The organism is Methylomarinum vadi (genome assembly GCF_000733935.1).
In the GTDB taxonomy this organism is placed as follows: Bacteria; Pseudomonadota; Gammaproteobacteria; order Methylococcales; family Methylomonadaceae; genus Methylomarinum; species Methylomarinum vadi.
The window spans coordinates 3,946,221-3,969,727 of the sequence record NZ_JPON01000001.1 but is presented as its reverse complement, the minus strand read 5'-3'; the positions used below and the strand labels follow the sequence as shown (position 1 = coordinate 3,969,727).

19 protein-coding genes are annotated in these 23,507 nt (G+C 50.7%); 7 read left to right on the top strand and 12 right to left on the bottom strand.

Annotated elements, in window-relative coordinates; genetic code table 11:
• The gene (locus tag EP25_RS22685; protein ID WP_051906931.1) at positions 1-3,294 is read left to right on the top strand and encodes an EAL domain-containing protein; all 3,294 of its coding nucleotides are present in this window, start codon (positions 1-3) and stop codon (positions 3,292-3,294) included.
• Positions 3,295-3,381: 87 nt separating this feature from the next.
• Here the strand turns inward: EP25_RS22685 and EP25_RS0119745 are convergent, their stop codons facing one another.
• Positions 3,382-4,005 (bottom strand): DUF2202 domain-containing protein, encoded by a 624-nt coding sequence (locus EP25_RS0119745; protein WP_031435448.1) that lies wholly within the window; start codon positions 4,003-4,005, stop codon positions 3,382-3,384.
• A gap of 228 nt (positions 4,006-4,233) precedes the next feature.
• On the opposite strand from EP25_RS0119745, the gene EP25_RS0119740 reads away from it, so the two are divergent.
• Positions 4,234-5,613 carry an NfeD family protein gene (locus tag EP25_RS0119740; RefSeq protein WP_036301483.1) on the top strand — a complete coding sequence of 460 codons (1,380 nt, stop codon included), beginning with the start codon at positions 4,234-4,236 and terminating at the stop codon, positions 5,611-5,613.
• Positions 5,613-6,347, top strand: coding sequence for a slipin family protein (locus EP25_RS0119735; protein ID WP_031435446.1), 735 nt, complete (start codon positions 5,613-5,615; stop codon positions 6,345-6,347). Before EP25_RS0119740 ends, EP25_RS0119735 begins: the two co-directional genes overlap by 1 nt.
• Before the next feature lie 5 nt (positions 6,348-6,352).
• Here EP25_RS0119735 and EP25_RS0119730 read toward each other — a convergent pair whose 3' ends face one another.
• A complete protein-coding gene (locus tag EP25_RS0119730) occupies positions 6,353-6,823 on the bottom strand; it encodes a YbhB/YbcL family Raf kinase inhibitor-like protein (protein ID WP_031435445.1) in 471 nt (156 codons plus the stop codon).
• Positions 6,824-7,224: 401 nt separating this feature from the next.
• On the opposite strand from EP25_RS0119730, the gene EP25_RS0119725 reads away from it, so the two are divergent.
• Positions 7,225-7,956: a glycosyltransferase family 2 protein gene (locus tag EP25_RS0119725; RefSeq protein WP_031435444.1), complete on the top strand. Its 732-nt coding sequence runs from the start codon at positions 7,225-7,227 to the stop codon at positions 7,954-7,956.
• Positions 7,949-8,227: a lipid-A-disaccharide synthase N-terminal domain-containing protein gene (locus EP25_RS0119720; RefSeq protein ID WP_031435443.1), complete on the top strand. Its 279-nt coding sequence runs from the start codon at positions 7,949-7,951 to the stop codon at positions 8,225-8,227. Before EP25_RS0119725 ends, EP25_RS0119720 begins: the two co-directional genes overlap by 8 nt.
• Before the next feature lie 463 nt (positions 8,228-8,690).
• Here the strand turns inward: EP25_RS0119720 and EP25_RS0119715 are convergent, their stop codons facing one another.
• The 9 genes from EP25_RS0119715 to recQ all read right to left on the bottom strand — a co-directional run bounded on the left by EP25_RS0119715 (position 8,691) and on the right by recQ (position 20,182).
• A complete protein-coding gene (locus EP25_RS0119715; protein WP_031435442.1) occupies positions 8,691-9,956 on the bottom strand; it encodes a sensor histidine kinase in 1,266 nt (421 codons plus the stop codon).
• Positions 9,940-10,629 (bottom strand): response regulator transcription factor, encoded by a 690-nt coding sequence (locus EP25_RS0119710; RefSeq protein WP_031435441.1) that lies wholly within the window; start codon positions 10,627-10,629, stop codon positions 9,940-9,942. Before EP25_RS0119710 ends, EP25_RS0119715 begins: the two co-directional genes overlap by 17 nt.
• A 33-nt stretch (positions 10,630-10,662) precedes the next feature.
• Positions 10,663-12,246 carry an ArnT family glycosyltransferase gene (locus EP25_RS0119705; RefSeq protein WP_051907034.1) on the bottom strand — a complete coding sequence of 528 codons (1,584 nt, stop codon included), beginning with the start codon at positions 12,244-12,246 and terminating at the stop codon, positions 10,663-10,665.
• Positions 12,247-12,347: 101 nt separating this feature from the next.
• Positions 12,348-12,917, bottom strand: a complete 570-nt coding sequence (locus tag EP25_RS0119700; protein WP_031435439.1) for a cytochrome b/b6 domain-containing protein — start codon at positions 12,915-12,917, stop codon at positions 12,348-12,350.
• Positions 12,918-12,919: 2 nt separating this feature from the next.
• Entirely contained in the window at positions 12,920-13,852 is a 933-nt protein-coding gene (locus tag EP25_RS0119695) for a cation diffusion facilitator family transporter (RefSeq protein ID WP_031435438.1), read from the bottom strand.
• A 7-nt stretch (positions 13,853-13,859) separates the two neighbouring features.
• The gene (locus EP25_RS0119690; RefSeq protein ID WP_051906929.1) at positions 13,860-15,788 is read right to left on the bottom strand and encodes an LTA synthase family protein; all 1,929 of its coding nucleotides are present in this window, start codon (positions 15,786-15,788) and stop codon (positions 13,860-13,862) included.
• The gene (locus EP25_RS0119685) at positions 15,779-16,486 is read right to left on the bottom strand and encodes a phosphatase PAP2 family protein (protein WP_031435436.1); all 708 of its coding nucleotides are present in this window, start codon (positions 16,484-16,486) and stop codon (positions 15,779-15,781) included. The genes EP25_RS0119690 and EP25_RS0119685 overlap by 10 nt, the downstream gene beginning before the upstream one ends.
• 188 nt (positions 16,487-16,674) lie before the next feature.
• Positions 16,675-17,751, bottom strand: coding sequence for a lytic transglycosylase domain-containing protein (locus EP25_RS0119680; RefSeq protein WP_031435435.1), 1,077 nt, complete (start codon positions 17,749-17,751; stop codon positions 16,675-16,677).
• 292 nt (positions 17,752-18,043) lie between these two features.
• Positions 18,044-20,182, bottom strand: a complete 2,139-nt coding sequence (gene recQ, locus EP25_RS0119675; RefSeq protein ID WP_031435434.1) for a DNA helicase RecQ — start codon at positions 20,180-20,182, stop codon at positions 18,044-18,046.
• Between the two features lie 88 nt (positions 20,183-20,270).
• On the opposite strand from recQ, the gene gshA reads away from it, so the two are divergent.
• Positions 20,271-21,857, top strand: coding sequence for a glutamate--cysteine ligase (gene gshA / locus EP25_RS0119670; RefSeq protein ID WP_031435433.1), 1,587 nt, complete (start codon positions 20,271-20,273; stop codon positions 21,855-21,857).
• An 11-nt stretch (positions 21,858-21,868) separates the two neighbouring features.
• A complete protein-coding gene (locus tag EP25_RS0119665) occupies positions 21,869-22,591 on the top strand; it encodes a phosphoadenylyl-sulfate reductase (protein WP_031435432.1) in 723 nt (240 codons plus the stop codon).
• A gap of 111 nt (positions 22,592-22,702) precedes the next feature.
• On the opposite strand, the gene EP25_RS0119660 is transcribed toward EP25_RS0119665, so the two are convergent.
• Positions 22,703-23,506: an ABC transporter permease gene (locus EP25_RS0119660; RefSeq protein ID WP_031435431.1), complete on the bottom strand. Its 804-nt coding sequence runs from the start codon at positions 23,504-23,506 to the stop codon at positions 22,703-22,705.
• Position 23,507 lies beyond the last annotated feature (1 nt).

Genomic DNA, 23,507 nt, shown 5'->3' with positions numbered 1-23,507 from the left:
ATGTCTAATCAAAACAATACGAAACCCCATGCCATGAAAATTCTGCTGGTCGATGACGAAACCGATACGCTGGAGGTCATGGGACGCTATCTAATGCGGCAAAAATTCGAAACGATCTTGACCAGTAACGAAGAGGAAGCGCTAATCCAGTTTGACAATAATCGGCCCGACGTCGTCGTCTCCGATTTATGCCTGGGGCAAGGCAACGGATTATCACTGTACAAAAGGATTTTAGCCAAAAACGTCGATGTCCCGTTTATTCTGGTTTCCGCCTATGCCGATAAAGAAAGCCTGCTGCAGGCATTCGAGCTAGGCATAGACATGGTCCTACCCAAACCGGTACGCATGCATGATTTAATGAAAAACATTAGCGAAGTGCGTAAGGAAAGCGCCAAAATCATGAGGATCGAGCAGCAGTTGCATGAACTCAGTCAGCTATACAGCCAATCACAACACTATTTGCAACACATCGAAAACCGGGCCCGCCGCCTGCTCACGCCGATCCGTGATTTGAGTAACAATGTGAAATATTTTTCCAAACCGGCCGGCTCCGTGAGCGGTGACTTGTTCTCCGAATACAATGATTCGAACGGCCTGCATTATCTATTTTTGGCCGATTCGGCGGGACACGGCGTCGATGCGGCGATGCCCGCCTTGTTTGTTCCCTCGCGCTTTACCGAGCTGGCCAGAAAAAAAATGGCGATCCAATTCATCGCCAGCGAATTGAATGAAGAAATCTATAAACTGAAGCTAAACGATTTTTTCGTCACGATTACGTTAGTCTGTTTCAACCGCATTCAAAACAAATTGCAAGTCATCAACTGCGGCAATCCGGCCGCCTTGCTGATCGACCAGAACGGAAAGCTGTTGGCGAAGTTCGATTCCAGTGAAATACCGCTGGGCATCCTGCCTGCGGTCAAGTTTCATCCGCAAGTAGAGGAATTCGACATCAAGCAACTCTGTAATTTGTATTGCTATACTGATGGCCTGGTCGACCTTGAGAATGATCACGGTAAATCGCTAGGCCAGGATTATATCGAAGAACAATTAAGCGCCATCAATAATCAATTCCGTTTCGATGAATTGTTGACACAGCTGAGCGATGGCATAGAACGCAACAAAGACGATATCACCATGTTGGATCTTGCGCTGGCCCCGGAAGCGAAATATTCCGAGCTAGCAACCCCGCAGTTCGAAAAGGATGAACCAACCAATATATTGTCCGAAGCAAAAATTCTCTTCATTCAGGATGAAGATAAGAGCAAGTCGGTCTTTAGCGCCTATTTGAAACGCCGCGTCGGTCATTTGTTCTATACCCATTCTCATCCCGAAGCCGTTTGTTTATTCAATGAATTCAAACCGGACCTTATCCTGCTGGATATCGATCTGGCGCGTCCGGAGGGCATGGCCTTGATCAAAATCTTCCGGAAAAACAGTCTGACCACACCGATCGTAATCTTTGATTTGCAGGAAAATAAAATCAAACAGATGTCAGAGTTACTCAGCTACCGTATCGATTCCGTCATCAACCGACAGGATAAATACAATTATGTGCTAGACAAATTGAAAAATACGTTAATAGAGAACAACTCGTTACAAAAACAACTACTCTCCGGCCTGGCATTCCAATATTCGGACAACGCGATGCTCATCACCGACGGACAGATGAAAATCTTGACCGTCAATGAAGCATTTACCGACATTACCGGCTATGCGGAAGTCGAGGTCATCGGCCGCACGCCAAGAGTCCTCAGTTCCGGCCGCCATGGACCTGGATTTTACAAACGAATGTGGAACAGCTTAATTAAGCAGCAGCAATGGAGCGGTGAAATCTGGAACCGGCGCAAGAATGGGGAAATTTACCTCGAGTGGTTGAGTATCAATGCCGTCAAGGACGAGAAAGGCGTTATGCAATATTTCATCGCCAATTTCCAGGACATAACGCTGCGTAAGAAAAAAGAACGTCGCATCAATTTTCTCGCTTACAACGACTCCCTGACCGGTTTGTCCAACCGCTCGCAATTCTACGAGCGTTTATCGCAATGGTTGTTGCTGGCAAAACGTAACCAGCGTTTATTTGCCGTTTTATTAATCGATCTCGACCATTTCAAGGACGTCAACGATACCCTCGGCCACGACTCAGGCGACAAACTGCTGCAGCAAGTCGCCAAGCGCATGAAGCACTGCTTACGAAAATCCGATCTGGTGGCTCGCCTCGGCGGGGATGAATTTGCCGTGTTGTTGGCGGAACCGCATACAAAATCGAATGTCGCGGAAATAGCGAAAAAGCTGGCCAATGAAATCGCCTGCCCTTTCCAGGTCGATGGCAATAAGTTACGCATCAGTTGCTCGATCGGTATCACTTGTTTTCCCGATGACGGAGACACCTTGGAAACGCTGATAAAAAACGCCGATATCGCCATGTATCAGGCCAAGAAAAACGGCCGTGCGAACTTTGAATTCTTTAAATTGGAATTGAACGAGCAATTAAGGCATAAAACGGAAATCCGCGATTCGCTTTTTAATGCAACCAAAAACAACGAGTTAGAACTACATCTGCAACCCAAAATCGACATCGGTCGCAATCGCTTAATCGGCGCAGAAGCCTTGATTCGTTGGCAACATCCGCAACAGGGTTTGCTGATGCCGGATGACTTTATCGATATCGCCGAAGAATCCGGCCAAATCATTCCGATCGGCGAATGGATCATCGAGGAAACCTGTTGCCTGTTGGAATCCCTAAGAGACAAAGGATGGCAATTTCCGATCGCGATCAATGTTTCCCCAGTGCAGTTCCTGCGGGACGATTTTTCCAAAATATTGGCGAAAAAACGGGAAGAGTTTGCAATACCGGCCGACCTTATCGAAATCGAAATCACCGAGTCACTGTTACTGCATAATCAAAACTCGATCATCAAACAACTCAACGCTATCAAGAACATGAGACATAAGATAGCGATCGACGATTTCGGCATAGGCTATTCCAGCTTGAGCTATCTGAAACGTTTTCCCATCGACATTCTAAAGATTGACCGCTCGTTCATGCCTTCGCTGATCGACGAAACCAATGAGAATCGCACACTCACGATCGCCATCATCGAAATGGCCAAGGCGCTTGGCCTCGACATCATCGCGGAAGGGGTGGAAAGCCAGGAACAATGTCGCTTTCTATTGGAACACGGCTGTTCATTGGCCCAAGGATTCATATTCAGCAAAGCCCTGGATTATGCGGCTTTTATCCAATACCTCGAAGGACAATCTAGCGAGGATTGCCCCAGAGATGCCCTTCACTAATGCAAGACCGACCAGGGTCGCTGAAAGCTGCCACTCAAAAAGGCCGGGCTTCATTGCCCGGCTTGCAAGAAGCTTTCACAATGACGCTTACCTTCCTCCCCTTTCCATCGGCGAATCGACGATCTCGTCGACTTCTTCTTGGCTCAGCACTTGCGCCTCGTAGACCAAGCCTTCATCCTCGATCTTACCGACAAAGGCCCTTAAATGGTTACGCGACCCTTTCAAGAGGTTTTCATAGACGGTGATAATGTCTTCATGATCCATCATGTCGATGGCTTCCTGTATGTCGCGCATATCAACCTCTTCGATCAAGGCGCCGACGTAAAGCGCCGCCATGCGGGATGTGTCGCCGCGTTCAATCAACTGGTCGAATAATTGTTGCAAATCGGTATTGGTAAACAGGCCGATTCCATCGATGACCGGATCGGGCAAATCGTATTTTTCCAACAACGACTGGATCGCATCCATATGCGATTGTTCGGAATCGGCAATATTGTTGAATACCTCATCCTGCCAGAATTGATAAAACGTTAAATACACATCCCTGGCCATTTTCTCCTCTTCCCGCATAAACAGTAGCGACTCCGCTTCGGCGGCACTCAACGGTTGATTGCCGCCAGCCTTTTTTTGTCCGCTGTAGGCGGGACCAGCTGCAAAAGACAGTACCAATGCGACTAGTAAACCAACGATTGACCATTGAACCTTAGACATAACCATTCCTCATAACAGATTAAGAATATTCAAATAAGTTACACTACTTTTCATAAAACATCATTAGAACATACTGATTTAGCGATATTCTTCACGTTTTTTTATTCCTAGCGGATTTCAAGAACAGAAAGTTTACTCCCGCAATACAGGGCTAGGTCTGAAATCGTTGCCGCTATTAGTCTGTGGGAGTAAACTGCAACTACCGCAATTGAAGTGGATTACACGGTTATGTTATTCACACGATATATTCGGTTTGGCTTGTTGATGCTGTTGATTGTCACGGCAACCGTTCATGGTGAAACTGAATCGAATCAGACGACCACGCAAGCGGTCATTATTCAATTAGATATTCACGACGTGATTGGACCGGCGACGGCCGATTATTTCGAACGTAACCTGCAAAAAGCCATCGATGGCAAGGCCATGGCCGTTTTGCTGCAAATGGATACGCCGGGCGGTTTGGACGTTTCGATGCGGCAAATCATCAAGCAAATAATTTCCTCCCCTATTCCTGTGATCAGTTATGTCGCTCCTGGCGGCGCACGCGCCGCCAGCGCCGGCACTTACATTCTGTATGCCAGCCACATCGCCGCGATGGCTCCGGCCACCAATCTGGGGGCCGCCACACCGGTGCAAATCGGCGGTTTCGGCAGTCTAGGCGACGACAAGGAGAACGGTAATAACAAGGAAGGCAACAAAAAACCGTTGGACGACCCGATGTCGCACAAAATGGTCAACGACGCGGCCGCCTATATTCGCGGCTTGGCCAAAATGCGCGGTCGCAATGAACAATGGGCAGAACAAGCGGTGCGCGAAGCCGCCAGTCTTTCCGCCGAAGAAGCGCTGAAACTGAATGTCATTGACATCCTGGCAAACGACGTCGACGACCTATTACGTCAACTCCAGGGAAGAAAAGTCAAGGTAAATAACCGGGAAATCACATTCGATACGTCCCGAGTCGTCATCAAAAAAATTCAACCCGACTGGCGCAGTGAATTTCTCGCCGTCATCACCAATCCGAGCATCGCTTATATCTTACTGATGGTCGGTATCTACGGACTGGTGTTCGAATTCTCCAATCCGGGTAGCATCGTGCCCGGCACGATAGGCGGAATTTGTCTGCTACTAGCCCTTTATGCCTTGCAGTTATTGCCGATCAACTATGCCGGCATGGCCCTGATTCTATTGGGAATCGGCTTGATGATCGCCGAAGCTTTCGTGCCCAGTATCGGCATTCTCGGCCTGGGCGGCGTGGTCGCCTTCGTCATCGGCTCGATCATTTTGATGGACACCGAGGTGCCGGGGTTCGGTATCGACCTGGGTTTGATCGCCGGATTCGCCCTGAGCAGCGCGGCCTTTTTCATCATTGCCATCGGTCTGCTGATCAAGTCCCGGCATAGACCGATCGTTAGCGGCAAAGAAGAAATGCTGGGCTGTGTCGGCGAGGCGCTGAGTGATTTCAGCGGTACCGGCATGATCCGGATTCACAGTGAAAATTGGCGAGCTCGATGTAGCCGGCCACTACATAAAAACGAGAAAGTTAAAGTCACGGCCATCGAGGGTTTGATGCTCCGCGTCGAACCGATACCACATGAGGAGGAAGAGTGATGTTTGCAAATTTCGGTTATATCTTTTTAAGTGTTTTGCTGGTCTTGTTGATCAGTTCCTTTCGCATCCTCAGGGAATACGAACGCGGCGTCATCTTTATGCTCGGTCGTTACTATAAGGTCAAGGGGCCGGGCTTCATCATCGTGATCCCGTTGATTCAACAAATGGAACGGGTCGATCTGCGCACCATCGTCATGGATGTGCCGACACAGGACGTCATTTCCCGCGACAACGTATCGGTCAAAGTCAACGCCGTGGTTTATTTCCGCGTCATTGAACCGGACAAGGCGATCATCCAGGTGGAGAATTTTTATGACGCAACCAGCCAGCTGGCACAAACCACGCTCCGTTCGGTGCTGGGGCAACATGAACTGGACGAAATGCTGGCGGAACGCGACCGTTTGAATATCGACATCCAGACCAATCTCGACCAGCAAACCGATGCCTGGGGCATCAAGGTCTCGAACGTCGAAATCAAACATGTGGATCTCGACGAAAGCATGATCAGGGCCATCGCCAAACAGGCGGAAGCGGAAAGGACGCGGCGCGCCAAAGTGATCCACGCCGACGGTGAAATGCAGGCGGCGGAAAAACTGCTGCAGGCCGCGCAAATGTTGGCGTTACAACCCGAGGCGATTCAGCTGCGTTATTTACAAACGCTGACCGAAATCGCCGGCGACAAATCCTCCACTATCGTCTTCCCTTTGGATATATTGAAGACACTGAAACAGTAAGGGTGTTAGCGTTGGTAGGTGCCGATCAACTGGACCTGGTCGATGATGTGGCCTTGCATGGCCTTTTCCAATTCGGCCTTGCTGGGTCGCTTCAGATCGGGCAACACCACATCCAATGCATACAGCTTATGGAAATAACGGTGACGACCTTTGGGTGGACAAGGCCCGCCATAACCGGTGCGCCGCCAATCGTTACTGCCCTGTAAAGTACCTGCGGGAAGATCGCCAGCAGCGACCGCCTCTGGCAAGCCGGTTGAAGTTGGCGGCAGGTTATACAACAGCCAATGCACCCAAGTCATTTTCGGCGCGGCGGGGTCGGGCGCATCGGGGTCGTCGACAATCAACACCAAACTTTGTGCACCTTCCGGCACACCGGACCAGTTCAAGGCAGGCGAAATATCCTCGCCGTCGCAAGTAAAGCGTTGGGGAATCTCATCCCGATCAGCGAAACCGGAAGCGCTTAGGGTAAAGGGCATGGCGGACACTCCTTCGGCAGAGTTGACAACCGAATGATAAAAAGTAGCGCAAAAGAGTAGCACGAATAACCGACACGAGGCCAATAAGTTAACGTTTTTCATTTCAATTCACCTCAACGAACTCACCAATCCGAACAAAGGAGTAACATAAACTTAACTATCGTGGCAAGCAAGAAACGATTACCAATTTTAAGTTTGGTTCACATCAACCCGCTTCTATTCTCTCCTGTCTTACCAAGTGTCGAAATGACCTAATTACCCTTTACTCATTTAATGAAAATTAAAGCTTAAAATATTATAATAGTTTCGATTTTTGGCGGCTTATCTTATTCGCACAGCTTGCTTCTTTTCAGACAGTAATTCCGTTCCTAAAGCCTATAAATTATATTGGAGAATGATTGTTGGAAATCTCAGTTGTCGTTCCGGTTTTTAATGAAGCCGAGAACATTGAACCTCTTTTGCATGAAATCGTCGACGCAATGGGGCCATCCTCAACCTATGAAATCATTTATATCGATGACGGCAGTAATGATCAAAGTCCACAAATTTTACAACAGGCGGCGCAACGGATAACCAATTTACGGGTGTTGCGTCACCGGCAAAGCCGCGGCCAAAGCGCTGCAATCCACAGTGGCGTCATGGCAGCCAGATACAACATTATCGCCACGCTGGACGGCGATGGCCAAAACGACCCCGCTGACATTCCGCGTTTGTGGCAAGTTTTCCAACAGCAACGCAGCGAAAACCCCTCGCTTTGGATGATCGCCGGATGGCGCAAACAACGTAACGATAGTGCCTGGCGGCGCATCAGCTCCAAAATCGCCAATAGCGTCCGTTCCACGCTACTACACGATAACACGCCCGATACCGGTTGTGGATTGAAATTATTTCTGCGCGACCAGTTCTTATTGTTGCCTTATTTCAATCACATGCACCGTTTTTTGCCGGCTTTGATGATACGCAACGGCGGCCAGGTCATCTCGGAAAGCGTCAATCACCGTGGACGCACCAATGGCCAATCGAAGTATGGCACACTAGACCGCCTGCTAGCGGGGATCATCGATTTACTCGGCGTGATGTGGTTAAACCACCGCGCGAAAAACGCCGAGGTAGAGGTAATAGGCAATGACTGAAGAAATGATTTGGATTTCCATAGGGTTCTTGGGGCAAGGCCTCTTTTCCGCCCGCTTTCTGGTGCAATGGTTGAAGAGCGAACGGGCCAAACGCAGCATCATCCCACACGCGTTTTGGTACTTCAGCATCGCCGGCGGACTCACCCTGCTGATTTATGCAATACATCGCATGGACCCGGTCTTTATCGTCGGCCAAGCCAGTGGATTGCTCATTTATTCACGCAATTTGTATTTCATCCAGCGGGAAAAAAAACGCCTGCAAGTGGAATGATAATGTCCTCACCTGAGTGACCGGGCATTGCACCCGGTCTCAATTGTTCGAAAGGACCCGATAATACAGAGTGTTGCCAACTAAATAATCCTTAAAACCTCCGGCAAACACCGACAAGATTAAGTTTTTAACCTTGATCTTGTCGCCCCCCTAATATATTCGCCTTTAGTGCTCAATCCCGCCAACTCGGATATGCCACTTTCCTCTATCGGTAATACCAACGCACTGTAATGATTGAGGCAGGTATCAGGCGGCCAGCGGTCGTGTTGTTCAATAACCGCTTTCCCTTTGAGCAACAATCGAACCCGACTAGCCGACGATGGACTGCCGATATACAGAACCAGTTTCGCTTCAATATTATGACTGCAACGCAAAAACTGATTTCAAATGGAATAAGATAGCTTAGACATTGACATAGGGTGAACCAGCAATCAGCAATCGACTACAAACTGCTGAGGGATAGTCATTGATTGTCGAAGATGAGTATCACCGTCGTTCCCTGGCCGGGAACACTGTCGATGGATAACCGCCAATGATAGTACGCGCAAATACGCTGTACCAATGAAAGACCCAAGCCCTGTCCATCGCTTCCCCTGCCTTTGTAGCCTCTTTCAAAGATATGTTCCATATTTTTTTGCGCAATACCTTGGCCGGAATCGGCAATTTTCAACATCCTATCCGTGACCTCGAAACCGATCCCCCCTTCTCTAGTGTAGGAAAAGGCATTCTTGATGACATTGCCGAGAACAATGGAAACCATGGCTCTTGGCGCTCGAATCAATGGGCGGGAAGTAATTTTTTTATAAATTGTCACGGTAGATGGACGCATTGACTCATAATCGTCCAGCAATTGTTCCAACACATTAACGAGATCGGTGATTTCCTCCATTCGCGCGGAACTTTCCGGTTCTCGCGATAAAATCAACAAAACCTGCAAACGCTCGCTCATTTCATTGGCCGCCCTCTCGATTCGCCGCAGTCTCGTTTCAAAATCTTCCGGCAAATCTTGCCGTAACAACAACGATTCCGTTGCGGTTTTGATAATCGTCAACGGCGTTCTCAATTCATGACTGGCATTGGCGGTAAACTCCCGTTCCCGTTCAATCAGGTTTTTGATCCTATTAACATACGTGTCGAATTCGGAAGCCAAAAATCCAACCTCGTCCTGGGCATAATTTTTTACTTCTATCGCCTCCCCATTGTTTAAATCGAGTGCCTTGACCTCATCGGCCAACGTCATGACAGGCCTCAACACTCTTTTGGAAAACCACAAACCATAAGCGGTTGCGGCCCAAACGATCAAGGCACCGCCGGCAGCCAGAAAAACGATCAAATTGATTTCCAGCGACTCCAACGCCTGATCGTTATAGAGAATGTAATAGCGCGCACCATTTTGTTCGGCAATTCCGACATCATGCATACTGCCCCGAAACACGACGTCATAGGTACCGGGCGGATAGGCCGATAAAAAATCGAGAAATTCGACGGGATGATCGGCATCGATCTTATAGGTCTGCCAATGCTTGGCAAATTGTTGGGTCAACGCCGGGTTGCGCCGATTACTTTCGATAAAATGGTCCAGCTCTTCCAACAGAAAATTATCCATGAACTGTCTTTCCAGCATATCGAAGGAAACGACAAAGAACAGGACAACGAGCAGACTGATCAAAAACCCCAGTAATGGATAGGTTAAAAAAATCCGGTAACGGATATTAAGACGATAAGGCATGCCTGCACTGAAGCTTGTAACCGATGCCGCGCACTGTTTGCAATAAATTTTCCGTAAACGGTTTGTCGATGGCGCTACGTAAATGATGAATATGGACTTTTAACACATCGGCATCGGGCGGATTATCCCCCCAAATTGTAAAGGAGATTTCATTTTTGCTAACCACTTTCGGGCTGCGCCGCATCAGCAATTCCAATATTTGAAACTCAATCACCGTCAATTCTATTTCTTTGCCATCACGCTTGACCTGATGCGTTTCCAGGTTTAACTCCAAGTCGGCGCAACGTAGAATGGATGTTGTTTGCCGACCCCCTCCCCGTCTGGCCAATGCTTGAATTCGCATCTGCAATTCTTTCAACGCAAACGGCTTTACCAAATAATCATCCGCTCCATGCTCGAACCCCAACAACCGATCGTTCAACGTATCCCTAGCCGTTAACATCAACACAGGTTGCCATTTACCCGCATCATCCCGCAATCGCCGACACATTTCTAGACCGTCCATGCCCGGCAACCCCAGATCCAGAATCAGCACGTCGTAATCGTTGACCACGGCGAGGTGTAAACCGGTGATACCATCGAATGCGGTGTCCACCACATGACCTTGGGTTTCGAAAAAATCCGTCAATTCCAACAATAAGTCGCGATTGTCTTCAATAATCAACAAGCGCATGTTTATGAACAGAATTTGAATTGTACATGCTAATTATGACAATGATGGATGTCGAAAAATAGCAACATTTTGCCCCCTGTCGGCATGCCGAAATAACAGTTTCCCGGCTATCTCGGGCAATTTCCGATCAAACCGGATGATTAAATACGTTCCGGGATACGAAGCCTCCCATTCGGCGATACTATTTATCGGCTGAATAGGCTGCCGCAAGCGTGCGGCAAAATGATACTCGCCATGATATTTACCTTTATACAGTATTTTTCCACCCTGTTGTTGTATGCCCGCGAGCACTCGACTGGTATCGCTCACATCGTGTCGCTCGCCGGCAACCTGAAAATAACCGCCGGCAATGGTAAGAGAAACCACGGCCGTCAATAGGCTCAGTTTCGCAGTGGCCTCCAGTAAACTATTAGCCGGCTTTCGTGCCAACCCGACGGCAACCCCCAACAACACCAATAGCCATAATGGCGACAGTGCATGTAATATAGGCAACCAATCATATATTTCGTTCATCCCTGCAAAGACCAATCCTGCCAAGGCGAAAACGACAATGAGCCAAAACAGTACCCGGTGATATTTTTGCCACCCCTCCGCTTCCTCCGACAAGCGATCAATCAAACGCGCCAAGAGCAGAGCAATCGCCGGAAACAAAGGCAGCAAATAATGCACACGTTTGCCGCTAATCAGGCAGAAAACCAGGATTACCGGAACAATCCAGTACAGACAAAACTTAATCCCCCCATCCAAGGGTTTGACGTTCACAAACCCTCGCCACACTGGGGGCCAAAGTATCCACGGCAACAGCAATAACGGCATTAATTTGAAATACCACCACCAGGGTAACTGATGCGCAAACGACTTGACGATTCTGCCGCTGGTTTGCCCCCATAAAATGGCCCGCCCGTAGTCCTCGCCTCCATAATATGCAGCCGGCAACGCCCAACATAACGCCAATCCGATACCGAGCAATAATGCCCCGAAAATGGCGCCATACCATGTTACCCAGGTCATTCTTTTCGGCAAATCCCGTTGCCATAACGGCGCCATCAATACGATAAACAACAGGTGCAACAAAACCACCGGCCCCTTGCCTAAAATTCCCAAGGCGACCGTCATGGCCAGCATCAGCCACCGCCCCCACGTCAAGCCTCGGACCGCTATGGCATAAAGCAGATAGATCCCGAGCAAGACAAAAAAGCTCAGCATCACGTCGAACATCGTCAACGTGCTGCTAATCGCCCAGAAGAAAAAACCGAACAAGATGAATTGGCTTAATTGTGGAATCGCCGGTCGCCCAGGCCACAACAGCCCGGCCAAGCGCCCCATTAAAGCCATGCTTAATAAAGAAAAAGCCGGAGCAATCAAACGCGGCGTCCAGTCGTTGACGCCAAACAACAACCACCCTAAATGCATCAACCAGAAAAATAACGGCGGTTTATGGCTGTATGGCTCGCCGTTTAGATAAGGGACTAAAAAGTCGCCTCTCAACCACATTTCCCAAGCAACCGCGACATAGCGTGTTTCATCGATCGGCAATAACGGCCGAATGAATAAATCGATCACGAAAAAAGCGCTCGCCAACCAATAAGGCAAATATTTGTTTTGGATGATGCTCACCGTCTTGTGATCTATAAAACTTCCGCTAAAGTCGTTCATTTTAAGGCTTTTTTCCTTCATTGCTTAAACTATTCATCTATCTTCCGCTAGCCCAAAACACTTCAATCATTTTCAACATCGCTGTTTTTATAACCATGCCACATCGACCTAACCAGATTTTCACGATGAACGAAGCTTTCCAATAACACGCCCAACACATGCAGAACGACTAACAACAAGGTAAAATTGGCGCAAAATTCATGCGCTTCTTCCCACCAGTCCTCGTACTTCTGACTGACCATGCCCGCTAATGGTCCCGACCCTTGATCGGCGGCATAAACGACCAGGCCGCTCAACGTCGTCAGGAGTAAAAAAAACAGCAACAATACAATCATCCAGGCGCCGGCCGGATTATGGCCGAGGTAACGCCGGGCCTTGAACGCCATTACGTCCTTCAGGTAATGCCAGGCCGTAACGGGAGAACACAGAAAATCGGCAAAACGGGCGTAACGATTGCCAATGAATCCCCAAATAATACGAAACAACACCAGACCGCCGGCCGTGTAGCCGGCCCAGACATGCGCCGTCAAAAAATCGTCTTCGCTAAAATAGGCTATAAAGAACGCCAATACCAGCGACCAGTGAAAAACCCTGACGGGTAGATCCCAAACCAATATTTTTTGATGACTCATGCTTATTCCTCGGGTAATCGATTAAAATGCCGCCAAGAGGCCATATCCTCTATCGGCTCCAAATGGGTATCGATATCGATAATATCGAAGCGATCCCGGATTTCGTTCTCGATCCGTTCCACCAGATCGTGTCCCTGCTTAACCGACCAGTCGCCCGGCACCAATATATGGACCGACATGAAGCGCCGATTGCCGGCATAACGTGTGCGCAAGGCGTGATAATCGACGCCCTGCTGCTGGGCGAACCGATCCAGAACGAACCTGATCTTTTGTTGTTCGCGACTGGTCAACGAAACATCCATCAAACCGGCGACAGTGCGCCGCATTAATCCGATACCCGACCAAATAATATTCACGGCCACCAGCATGGCGATGATCGGATCGAGTATTTCCCATCCCTGATAACCCAGCCATTCCAGTATGGCGATCGCACCGACACCGGCGATCACGCCGGCCGTCGTCCACACATCGGTCAGCAGATGCCTGCCGTCCGCCTCCAGGGTGATCGAACGGCGCCGCTTGCCGACCCGTATCAGAATTCGCGCAACCAATAGATTGATCAATGAAGCCAAAAAAGAAACAGCCAGACCGATATCCAGCTGTTGTATAGGTTGGGGGTTTTGAACTCTGTTCAAGGCTGCCGCGATGATGCTGAGCGCGGCCAGCATGATCATGACGCCTTCGGCGCCGCTGGAGAAATATTCGATTTTTTCATGGCCGTAGGCATGTTTTTGATCCGGCGGCTTGGCGGCGATCGTCAACGCCAGCAAAGCGATCACGGCGGCGGCCAGATTAATCAATGACTCCAGCGCATCGGACAACAATCCCACCGACCCTGTTAACCAGTAGGCATAGGATTTCAACAAAATTGTTGCAACAGCGGCCGCGATCGACAGCCAGGCGTAGCCAACCAAGGAGTTAGTTAAACGAGTCAAGAGTTGCTCAATACCGGTTCAAACGATGTGTCCAAATATAATCGGCTGCCTGATAATATGCCATGTTTTCCGCAACTAAATCTGACGCTTGTTCCGGCTTGAGTTGAACGGCCTTGGCGAGCGGGTCCTCGACGACGAAAACTTGCCGCCGGGGGGCCAAATAAACCAGCTTATCGTTCTTGAACAAGCCCAGTTTCTGATAGTTACCGATCAGCGCTCGTCCTTGTTGCGGCCGCATTTTCAGAATATCCTTCCCAAAAAAGCGGCTTTCATAGCTGAAATTCAACAAGCCCAATAGAGTGGGTGCGACATCAATCTGACTGGACAAAGTATCAATTTTGCCAGGCTGGATATTTTTGGGCGAGTACATAAACAGCGGAATATGATATTTATCCACCGGCAATTCGGCCTTGCGCGCGCTTCCGGCACAATGATCGGCGACCACCACGAAAACCGTGTCTTCAAACCAGGGCCTATTTTGCGCCGCTTTAATGAATTTTCCGATGGCATAATCGGTGTATTTTACGCCTCCGGAACGCCCGGTACCCGAAGGAATATCGATTCTGCCCTCGGGATACGTGTAGGGGCGGTGATTACTGGTGGTCATGATCTGAAATAAAAATGGCTTGCGTTGCGCATAATCGCTGTCGGCCTCCTTCAGGGCGCGGCTGAGCAGATCGTCATCGGCGACTCCCCAGGCATTTTCGAAATGAATTTCCTGCTCGCTCAGATCGGTTTGATCGATGATACGGTAACCGTTTCCGGAGAAAAAAGCGTTCATGTTATCGAAATAACCGCGTCCGCCGTACAAAAACACCGTATCGTAGCCTTTTTGCTGAAATACCCGCCCCAGGCTGAACATCTTGGCATTGTCCGGCCGTTTGACGATGGAACGGCCTGGCGTGGGGGGAATCGACAATGTCAACGCTTCCAGACCGCGGGTGGTACGGGTACCGGTGGCGTAAAAATTAGTGAACAACAAGCCCTGGTCGAACCATTGGTCCATGAAAGGCGTTAGATTCTCGTTATTGCCAAAATGCCTTAGGAATTCGGCGCTCAAACTTTCGACGGTAATCAACACGACATTCAAATGTTTTTCCTCGCCACCGCCGTCTACATACCTGGCTATTTCGTATAACGGTAACGAATCACCCCCCTGGCCGCCGTTTCCTACCAATCGCTTGATTTGCCGGGACAGTTCCTCATCGTCCCCCAAGGCATAAAAACGGTGGTAGTCGATTTCATTATTTTTGAATGCGGCGAAAAACTGATAGGGACCATTGGCCGCTATTTCATTGATAAACCGGTTACGGGAGATGTCATGCCAAGACTGGTCGATCGCCGCATAACTAATTAACGGCACCAGCAACAAACCCAGCGTGATTTTGAAACGGCTGGAAAATTTGTCTTCTACCAGCAAATGGGTCTGCACTTTTTTCCGGCATAGGGCGAATGTCACGACCGACACGACAAAAATAGCGCTCAACAATCCGGTCAGCGGATAGGATTCGATAATATTATTGACCACCTCATGGGTGTAAATCAGATAATCCACCGAGATAAAATTGAATCGTACCCCGAATTCGCTCCAAAACAACCATTCCGCCGCCATATCGAAATACAAGGCGTACAGGCAAGCAAAGAACAAAACATAGACGATCACTTTGTTAACCATTGAACGGTAAAAGCGATTCGGCACCAGCAGCAAATAAAGCGCGAAAGGAATCAGCAAATAACTCAGAAAGGCGACATCATGGACCAACCCGAGCAATAGCGCCGCGATTACTTTATAAAATGGCTCGTCGATATCTGCATAATGTCTGATCAACAAGATTAAGCGAAACAGGGCAAATACCGGCAAGCTGACGACGAAAGCCAGTGTCAGAATACTAAAGCGGGATTTCATCGATCCGTGCCGCAAACTGTTTATTTCCATTGCACGTCCCTCCAGAAAAGAACTACAAATAAAATCAGCGAAGAGAACCAGCAAATCGCCAGCGAAAAAACGTCATGACTAAGAAAATGGGCGCCACGCATTTGTTGGGTAATGCCAAACACCAAGCCCAGGAAAAGGCCGCTGAACAGCCCCGCAAAATGATATTCCGGCTTTATCAACAGCAGAAAAAAATACAAACTGAGCAAGGCATAGCCGCCGCCGGCATGGGCCGCCGGAAAACAATGGCCTATCGCCGCCGGATAACTGGCAAAGTCGAACAACCGGACATAAGGTTTGTCGCCGCCAAATAACGACAAATCCCAGGGACAATAAATATGGGTGCTGTTTTTCAAGACGGCGATCAAGGCCGGGCCGGTGACACTGGCGATAAACAGAAACAGCAACATTTTGCTATAAGGCCGTAACGGCTTGATGAAACGTGATAACAGCAGAACGGACAATGCCAAAGCGCCCAAGCCCATATCGACAATCTGCCCCCAATCATGCAGAACGGTCTTGGTCAGCCAATGATCGCGCCATGGCCAGCGTTCAACGCTTGCATCATAAAAAAAGTCGGCCAAATCAAGATCTAGGCGGAAAAATTCCAAAATGGAAAAAACCAGCACAAACGCCATGAAAGGAAGAAGAAAATGAGTCAGAATAAACCGATCAAACTGATACTGAATTCGAGCCCGCAACGCTTTGTTCCTGTTGTTGAATCAAGAAAGCCCGAATTATAAAAAGACCTCGGTTTAAAGAGGGTTAACCTAAGGTTAAATTTGGGTTAACAGCGAATGAAAAAACCAAACGAGGAAATAGCGATTGGGAAGAGAGGACTGGCGACGCCTACCAAAAGGCCTGTTCATCCGCCGACTACCGTAGCGGTTTAAAATACATCGTCATGTAGCCCCGGTATGCCAATGCGCTGGATGAGTGGCGCATTGCCGGCTTTCTCATAAGGCAGCATTCGCCCCTGTTGCCGCCAGATTCTGAATGCCAGCGCATAAGATAAAACCCGTATCGGGTAATCGCGCGGCAGTTCCTTGAGATAAGGCTGTATCGTGACAAAATCGTTGACGCCGTAGCGATCCATAACAAACCGCAGACCGCCGTTACGCGGGCCAATGTTGTAGGCCAACAAGCCAAGGAATAGATCGTCATCCATTTCGCGCATGTAATAATGCAATGTCGCCGCGGCGACGAAAGCATTATGACGGGGAACGCGCAACGAAGGTTTCGGCACGTCGAGGCGTATCGCGGCTTCTTTTAGCGCGGTCCGCGGCACGCGGGTTACTTGAAACAAGCCGCGCCCGCCATCGCGGCTGTCCCTTGGCCTAAAAGAAGACTCGGCCGCGGCCACGCCCAGCAGCAAATCGGGATCGATGCCAAAGCTTTCGGCCGCCTCCTCAACGACCGTCCGATAGGCCTGGCTGCGCTGAACCATTCGTTGCAGGGGACCGTTTCCATGACGGCGGTAGGCCGCATAAACCTGGTGCGCCAGCGTGATACGGCGGGCTTCTTCCTTGGCCCCGACCAGCATCTTGAACTGAACGAAGGCGGGAGCCATATCGCCGTAGCTAACGGACCAAGCGGCGAACAGGGCCGCACCAAGCGACAACGCCGGCGGCAAGAAAGCCGTCAAGCGTTGCAGCGGACGCCGGAGTTTCCACCAGCCCAGCATGAAAAATCCAAGCAACCCCGCCAGAATCAATACGCCGACGATAAAAGGCAGCAAATGAGTCAACAACGCGGTGCCGGCAAACCAAGTGGAGGTATACCCTAGCATGACGGCGATCGCCAAGGCCGCCAACACCAGCAAGCCGGTTATTTCTAAAATCGCCAACATGGCCAGGCGCAGGAAACTGCCAAGCGTTTTATCTTGTTTCGGGGAAGCGCGTTTGGCGGATCGAGGCGATTTGTTTTTTACGGAAGAACGGGATTGTCGTGAAGTCGGTTTTGCCATAGGCCGGAGTCAAAATAGGGCTTTTAATTGCATAATGGCATCCTGTCAACGCGAAAGCCGAGTCCGGCCTAGCGGCTCCCTTACGATCAGGATAGTCTACCGGTTTCCGTCATGTATTGCCGCAATCAGGATTTTCCTTAATGTCGAGGCATCCGTCCTATAATGCGCTTTAACACGTTTCGGAAGGGCCGATAGGATACCATATTAAAATTAACCGGAGTAAGCGGAGCGATTTCCCGCTTTATCTTCGGCCTAACTGCTTTAATTACGCTTCGCCTCTCTGTTCTCCTCTCTATACCTGCCGCTGTAAATTGGCTCGAATACAACGCAAGACGCCGTAACTGTAGATACCGTCGAAATGTTCGAACACCGGCTTCAGGGCGTTTTTTTGCGCTTCCGGCAGATTCAATATCACCTCTTCCACTTGCCTGATTTCCGCTTCCGGTAGAGCGACCACATCGGCGAGAACCACCGCCCCTTCCTCCAAGGCATGGGCGAGATGACTGTAGATCGTGTCGGGTTTGAGTTCGCGCTGCCGCGCAACCTGCTCCACCGTATAACCGAGCCGAAACAGCGCGACGCTTTCGGCCACGCTGTCGCCGAGTTCGTCGCCCCGGTCGTCGCGAAACTCATCGATCACGGCGAGAAACTCGTCGCCGTATAGCGCCAATTTTCTTTCGCCGACGCCGGAAATCAGGGCCATTTGTCGATGATCGCGTGGTTTTCGTTCCAGCATCTCCATCAAGGTGGCGTCATGGAAGATGACATAAGGTGGCACATCTTGCTCATCGGCCAGCTCACGCCGTCTGGCCCGCAACGCGTTCCATAACAATTGATCCGTTTGATTGCCGAATTCCCGTCGCTCCCCGCGTTCGCGTTTGCTTTTTTCGGGTTGCTTATCCTTGCGCAACATCAGCGTCTGCTCGCCGCGCAATACCGGCCGACAGGCCTCGGTCAGCTTGAATGCGCCATAGCCTTCGAAATCGATTTCGACCAGTCCCTTGGCGACCAGTTGCCGGAACACCGAACGCCATTGTTTTTCGTCCAGTTGTCTGCCGATGCCGAAGGTGGACTGCTTATCGTGGCCGAAACTCCTGACCCTGTCGTCGGCCTTGCCCAACAACACATCGATCAAATAGCCCACGCCGAAACGCTGCCCCGTACGGTAAATACAGGACAAGGCCTGCTGCGCCGCCACCGTGCCGTCCCAGGTCTCGACCGGTTCCAGGCAGGTATCGCAATTGCCGCAACCTTGTTCCAGCGCATCGCCGAAATAGGCCAACAAGGTCTGGCGGCGACAGCCGACCGATTCGCACAAGGCCAGCATCGCGTCGAGCTTGTGGTACTCGACCCGCTTGTGCACTTCATCGGCATTCGATCCGGCCAGCATCTGCCGCAACGTGATGACATCCTGCAAGCCGTATGCCATCCAGGCATTGGCCGGTAGCCCGTCGCGGCCGGCCCGGCCGGTTTCCTGATAATAAGCTTCGACGCTTTTCGGCAAATCCAGATGGGCGACGAAGCGCACGTTGGGTTTATCGATACCCATGCCGAAGGCGATGGTCGCGACGATCACCAAGCCTTCTTCCATCAAAAAGCGATGTTGATGGCGCTGCCGCAACTCGTTGCTCATGCCGGCATGGTAGGGCAACGCGTTGATTCCCTTTTGGTTCAGCCAATTGGCCGTGTCCTCGACCTTCTTCCGCGACAGGCAATAAACGATGCCGGCATCGCCCTGGTGTTCGGCGCGAATGAAGCCGAGCAGTTGCTGGCGCGCGTTCTGTTTTTGCACGATGCGGTAGCGGATATTGGGCCGGTCGAAACCGCTGATGAAAACCTGCGCCTGCTCCAGGGCCAGCCTCTGTATGATCTCCTGCCGTGTGCGCTCATCAGCGGTCGCGGTCAGCGCGATGCGGGGCACGCCGGGAAATTGCTCGTGCAACAAGGACAATTGCAGATAATCGGCGCGGAAATCATGCCCCCATTGCGACACGCAATGCGCCTCGTCGATCGCGAACAGGGCAATGTTAAGGCGCGCGAATAAAGCGCGGGTGCGTTCGGTCGTCAGGCGTTCCGGAGCGATATAAAGCAAATCGAGCTCGCCGTCCAGCAATTGCCGTTCGATGCGCTGCACGTCGTCGAAACTCAACGTGGAATTGAGAAAGGCGGCCCGCACTCCCAATAGATGCAAGGCGCTGACTTGGTCCTGCATCAATGCAATCAACGGCGATACGACGATGCCGACACCTTCCATGACCAACGCCGGTATCTGATAACACAGCGATTTGCCGCCTCCGGTCGGCATCAGCACCAACACATCCTGGCCGGCAATCAGTTGTTCTATAATTTGCTGTTGTTGTCCCCGGAAACGGTCGTAACCGAAAACGGCATGCAAAATTTCCGCGGGGGTCTGGGAGACGGCCAATTCCATCGCTTTCTTGATAATGTTTCTCAAATGTAGTCGAACCTTTATAATAGGACGATTATATCAAGACTAGAGGGCACTAATGCCCACATTAATGAATATAAACACACAGCCAATTCCAGCTCGACTTCAATACCTCATCGATCAACAGCAACAGCATCTGCTGAGCCGCGGTTTGAAGGGAATCGAAAAAGAAAGTCTGCGGATTTCCGCCGACGGCATGATTTCGCAAACCGACCACCCGGCCGCCTTGGGCTCGGCATTGACTCATCCTCACATCACCACGGATTACTCCGAAGCGCTGCTCGAATTCATCACACCGCCCTTCGTCGATGTGCGGGACTCCTTAAGCTATTTAACCGACATACATCAGTATGTTTACGAACACCTGAATAACGAAATGCTGTTGACGACCAGCATGCCCTGCGGCATCAACGGCGACGAAAGTATCCGCATCGCCGAATACGGCTCGTCCAATATCGGCAAAATGAAACATGTGTACCGGGTCGGCCTGTGGCACCGCTACGGCCGCACCATGCAGGCGATCGCCGGCATTCATTTCAATTACTCGGTGCCGGAGGCATTGTGGCCGCTGCTGCACCGGCACAGCGGCTCTCCATTAGCGTTGGAGCAATTCATCGCCGATGCCTATTTCGGCCTGATCCGAAACTTTCTCCGTCAGGGATGGCTGATTTTGTATCTGTTCGGCGCCTCGCCGGCCATCTGCAAAAGCTTTTTCAAAAGCCGTCCCCATCTGATGCGGCAGTTCGATGAATTCGACCGTTATACCTTGTACCATCCTTACGCCACCTCGTTGCGCATGAGCGATATCGGCTATAAGAGTAAAAACCAGGCCGATCTAAAAATCGATTACAACTCGCTAAACGGCTATGTCGGCAGCCTCGGCAAGGCGATCGAAACCCCCTACCCCGAATATGAAAAAATCGGCGTCAAGACCGACGACGAATATCATCAGCTCAACGCCAACATCCTGCAGATCGAAAACGAGTTCTACAGCATCATTCGCCCCAAGCAGATTGCCAATTCCGGCGAAAAACCCACGCTGGCCTTGAAACGCCGGGGCGTGCGTTACGTCGAAATCCGTTCGCTGGATCTGGACTTGTTCAACCCGATCGGCATCGACGACGACAAATGCCGTTTTCTCGAAGCCTTCTTATTGCATTGCCTGTTGCAGGATAGCCCGCCACTGGCCGATGAAGAACGGCCGATCAATAATTTCAACCAACTGACGGTCGCTCATGAAGGGCGAAGGCCCGGCGTCGAATTGTTGAACGGCGGCCGGAAAGTAGTGTTGAAGGAGTGGGCCGAAAAAATTCTCCGGGCGATGGAGCCGATTTGCGAAATCCTTGATTCGCAAAACCCCGACCGACCATACAGCCGCGCCCTGGCGCAACAACAAAAACTGGTGGCGAATCCTGACCTGACGCCTTCGGCCAGAATCCTCGCCGCCATGGCGCAAAACCGGCAACCCTTCGGCCGTTATGGCCTGGATACTTCGGCCGAACATCGTCTTTTTTTCAAAAACCGTAAGCTGTCCACCGATATCAACCGCCAATTCGACGAAATGGCACTGATGTCGCATAGCAAGCAACAGGAAATCGAAGCCAATAATCACCTAGACTTCGACCAATTCTTGCACAATTATTTCGACCAAAAATAACCAAACCAATCATGACTTCATTCGATTTACAGCAAACGCAAACCGAATTACAAGACAAAAACCCTCGCATCATCCTCAGAAAGGCCCTGGAAAACTTCGACAATATCGCCATTTCCTTCAGCGGCGCCGAGGATGTCGTGCTGATCGACATGGCCATAAACATCCGCAAGGATGTCCAGGTCTTCACGCTGGATACCGGCCGTCTGCATTCGGAAACCTACCGCTTCATCGAAAAAGTCAGAAAACATTATCAGATCGATATCGACGTGCTGAGCCCAAACCGGGAACTGCTCGACCGCTTCGTCAAGGAAAAAGGCCTGTTCAGCTTTTACGAGGACGGCCACCAGGAATGCTGCGGCATCCGCAAAGTGGAACCGCTGAAACACAAGCTGGCCCAGCTCGATGCCTGGATCACCGGCCAGCGCAAGGACCAAAGCCAGGACACCCGCGCCGACCTGCCGGAAGTGCAAACGGACACGGCCTTTTCCGCGCCCGGAAAAGAATTAATCAAGTTCAATCCACTGACGAACTGGACCTCGGCAAAAGTCTGGGACTACATCGAAGCCTATCAGGTGCCCTATAACGAACTGCACGAAAAGGGCTTCACCAGCATCGGCTGCGAACCCTGCACCCGCCCCATCCTACCCAATCAACACGAACGCTCGGGACGCTGGTGGTGGGAAGCCGGACATAAGGAATGCGGGTTGCATGCGACGAATTTGAAAGAGTCGTAAATAGTAGGTTGGATGAGCGACATCCGACACCTCTCCACCGAAGCAATGTGATTTGTTGACGGCGGAAGACGCTACGCTTTTCCGCCCTACACTGTTCCTCAAAGCTATCAATCACCCTCCGCCCTTGCGCACCATCATGCCCTTGGAAGGATTGTAGCCGAGCACGGCGATTAGCATAAAAACGGCGAAGGCCGACGCGGTATAGATCAAGGCGTATTCGTTGTATTGCTCGTAAAGGGCGAAGCGGATCAGTTCGACCGCCTGGGAAAAAGGGTTGTATTGCGCCAGGGTATGCAGCAGTTCGCTGGACTCTTTGATTTTCCACAGCGGATACAGGGCGGTGGACATGAAAAACATCGGGAATATGACGAAATTCATCACCCCGGCGAAGTTTTCCAGTTGTTTGATGAACGACGACAGCAGCAAGCCCAGCGCCCCCAGCATCATGCCGGACAGCACCAAGGCCGGCAGCACCCATAGATAACCCTCCAATGGCGGCCGGATATCGTAAAGCCAGGCGATGCCCAAAAACACGTAGACCTGCACGATCGACACAGCGGTGCCGGCGATCAGCTTGCTCAACAACAGAAACCAGCGCGGTAGCGGCGACACCAGCAGGATGCGCATGCTGCCCATTTCCCGGTCGTAGACCATCGACAACGAACTCTGCATGCCGTTGAACAATTGAATCATGCCGATCAGGCCCGGCGTGATATACACCTCGTACAAAATATAAGTCTCGTAGGGCGGCTCGATGGCCAGGCCCAACGCGGCACGAAAGCCCGCCGCAAAGATGAACAACCACACCAGCGGTCTGACCAGCGCCGAAATAAAGCGCCCGCGTTGCCTCAGGAATCGCCATAATTCGCGGCCAATGATCCCCCACATCGCGCGCCAATAATGCAAGATCGCCATG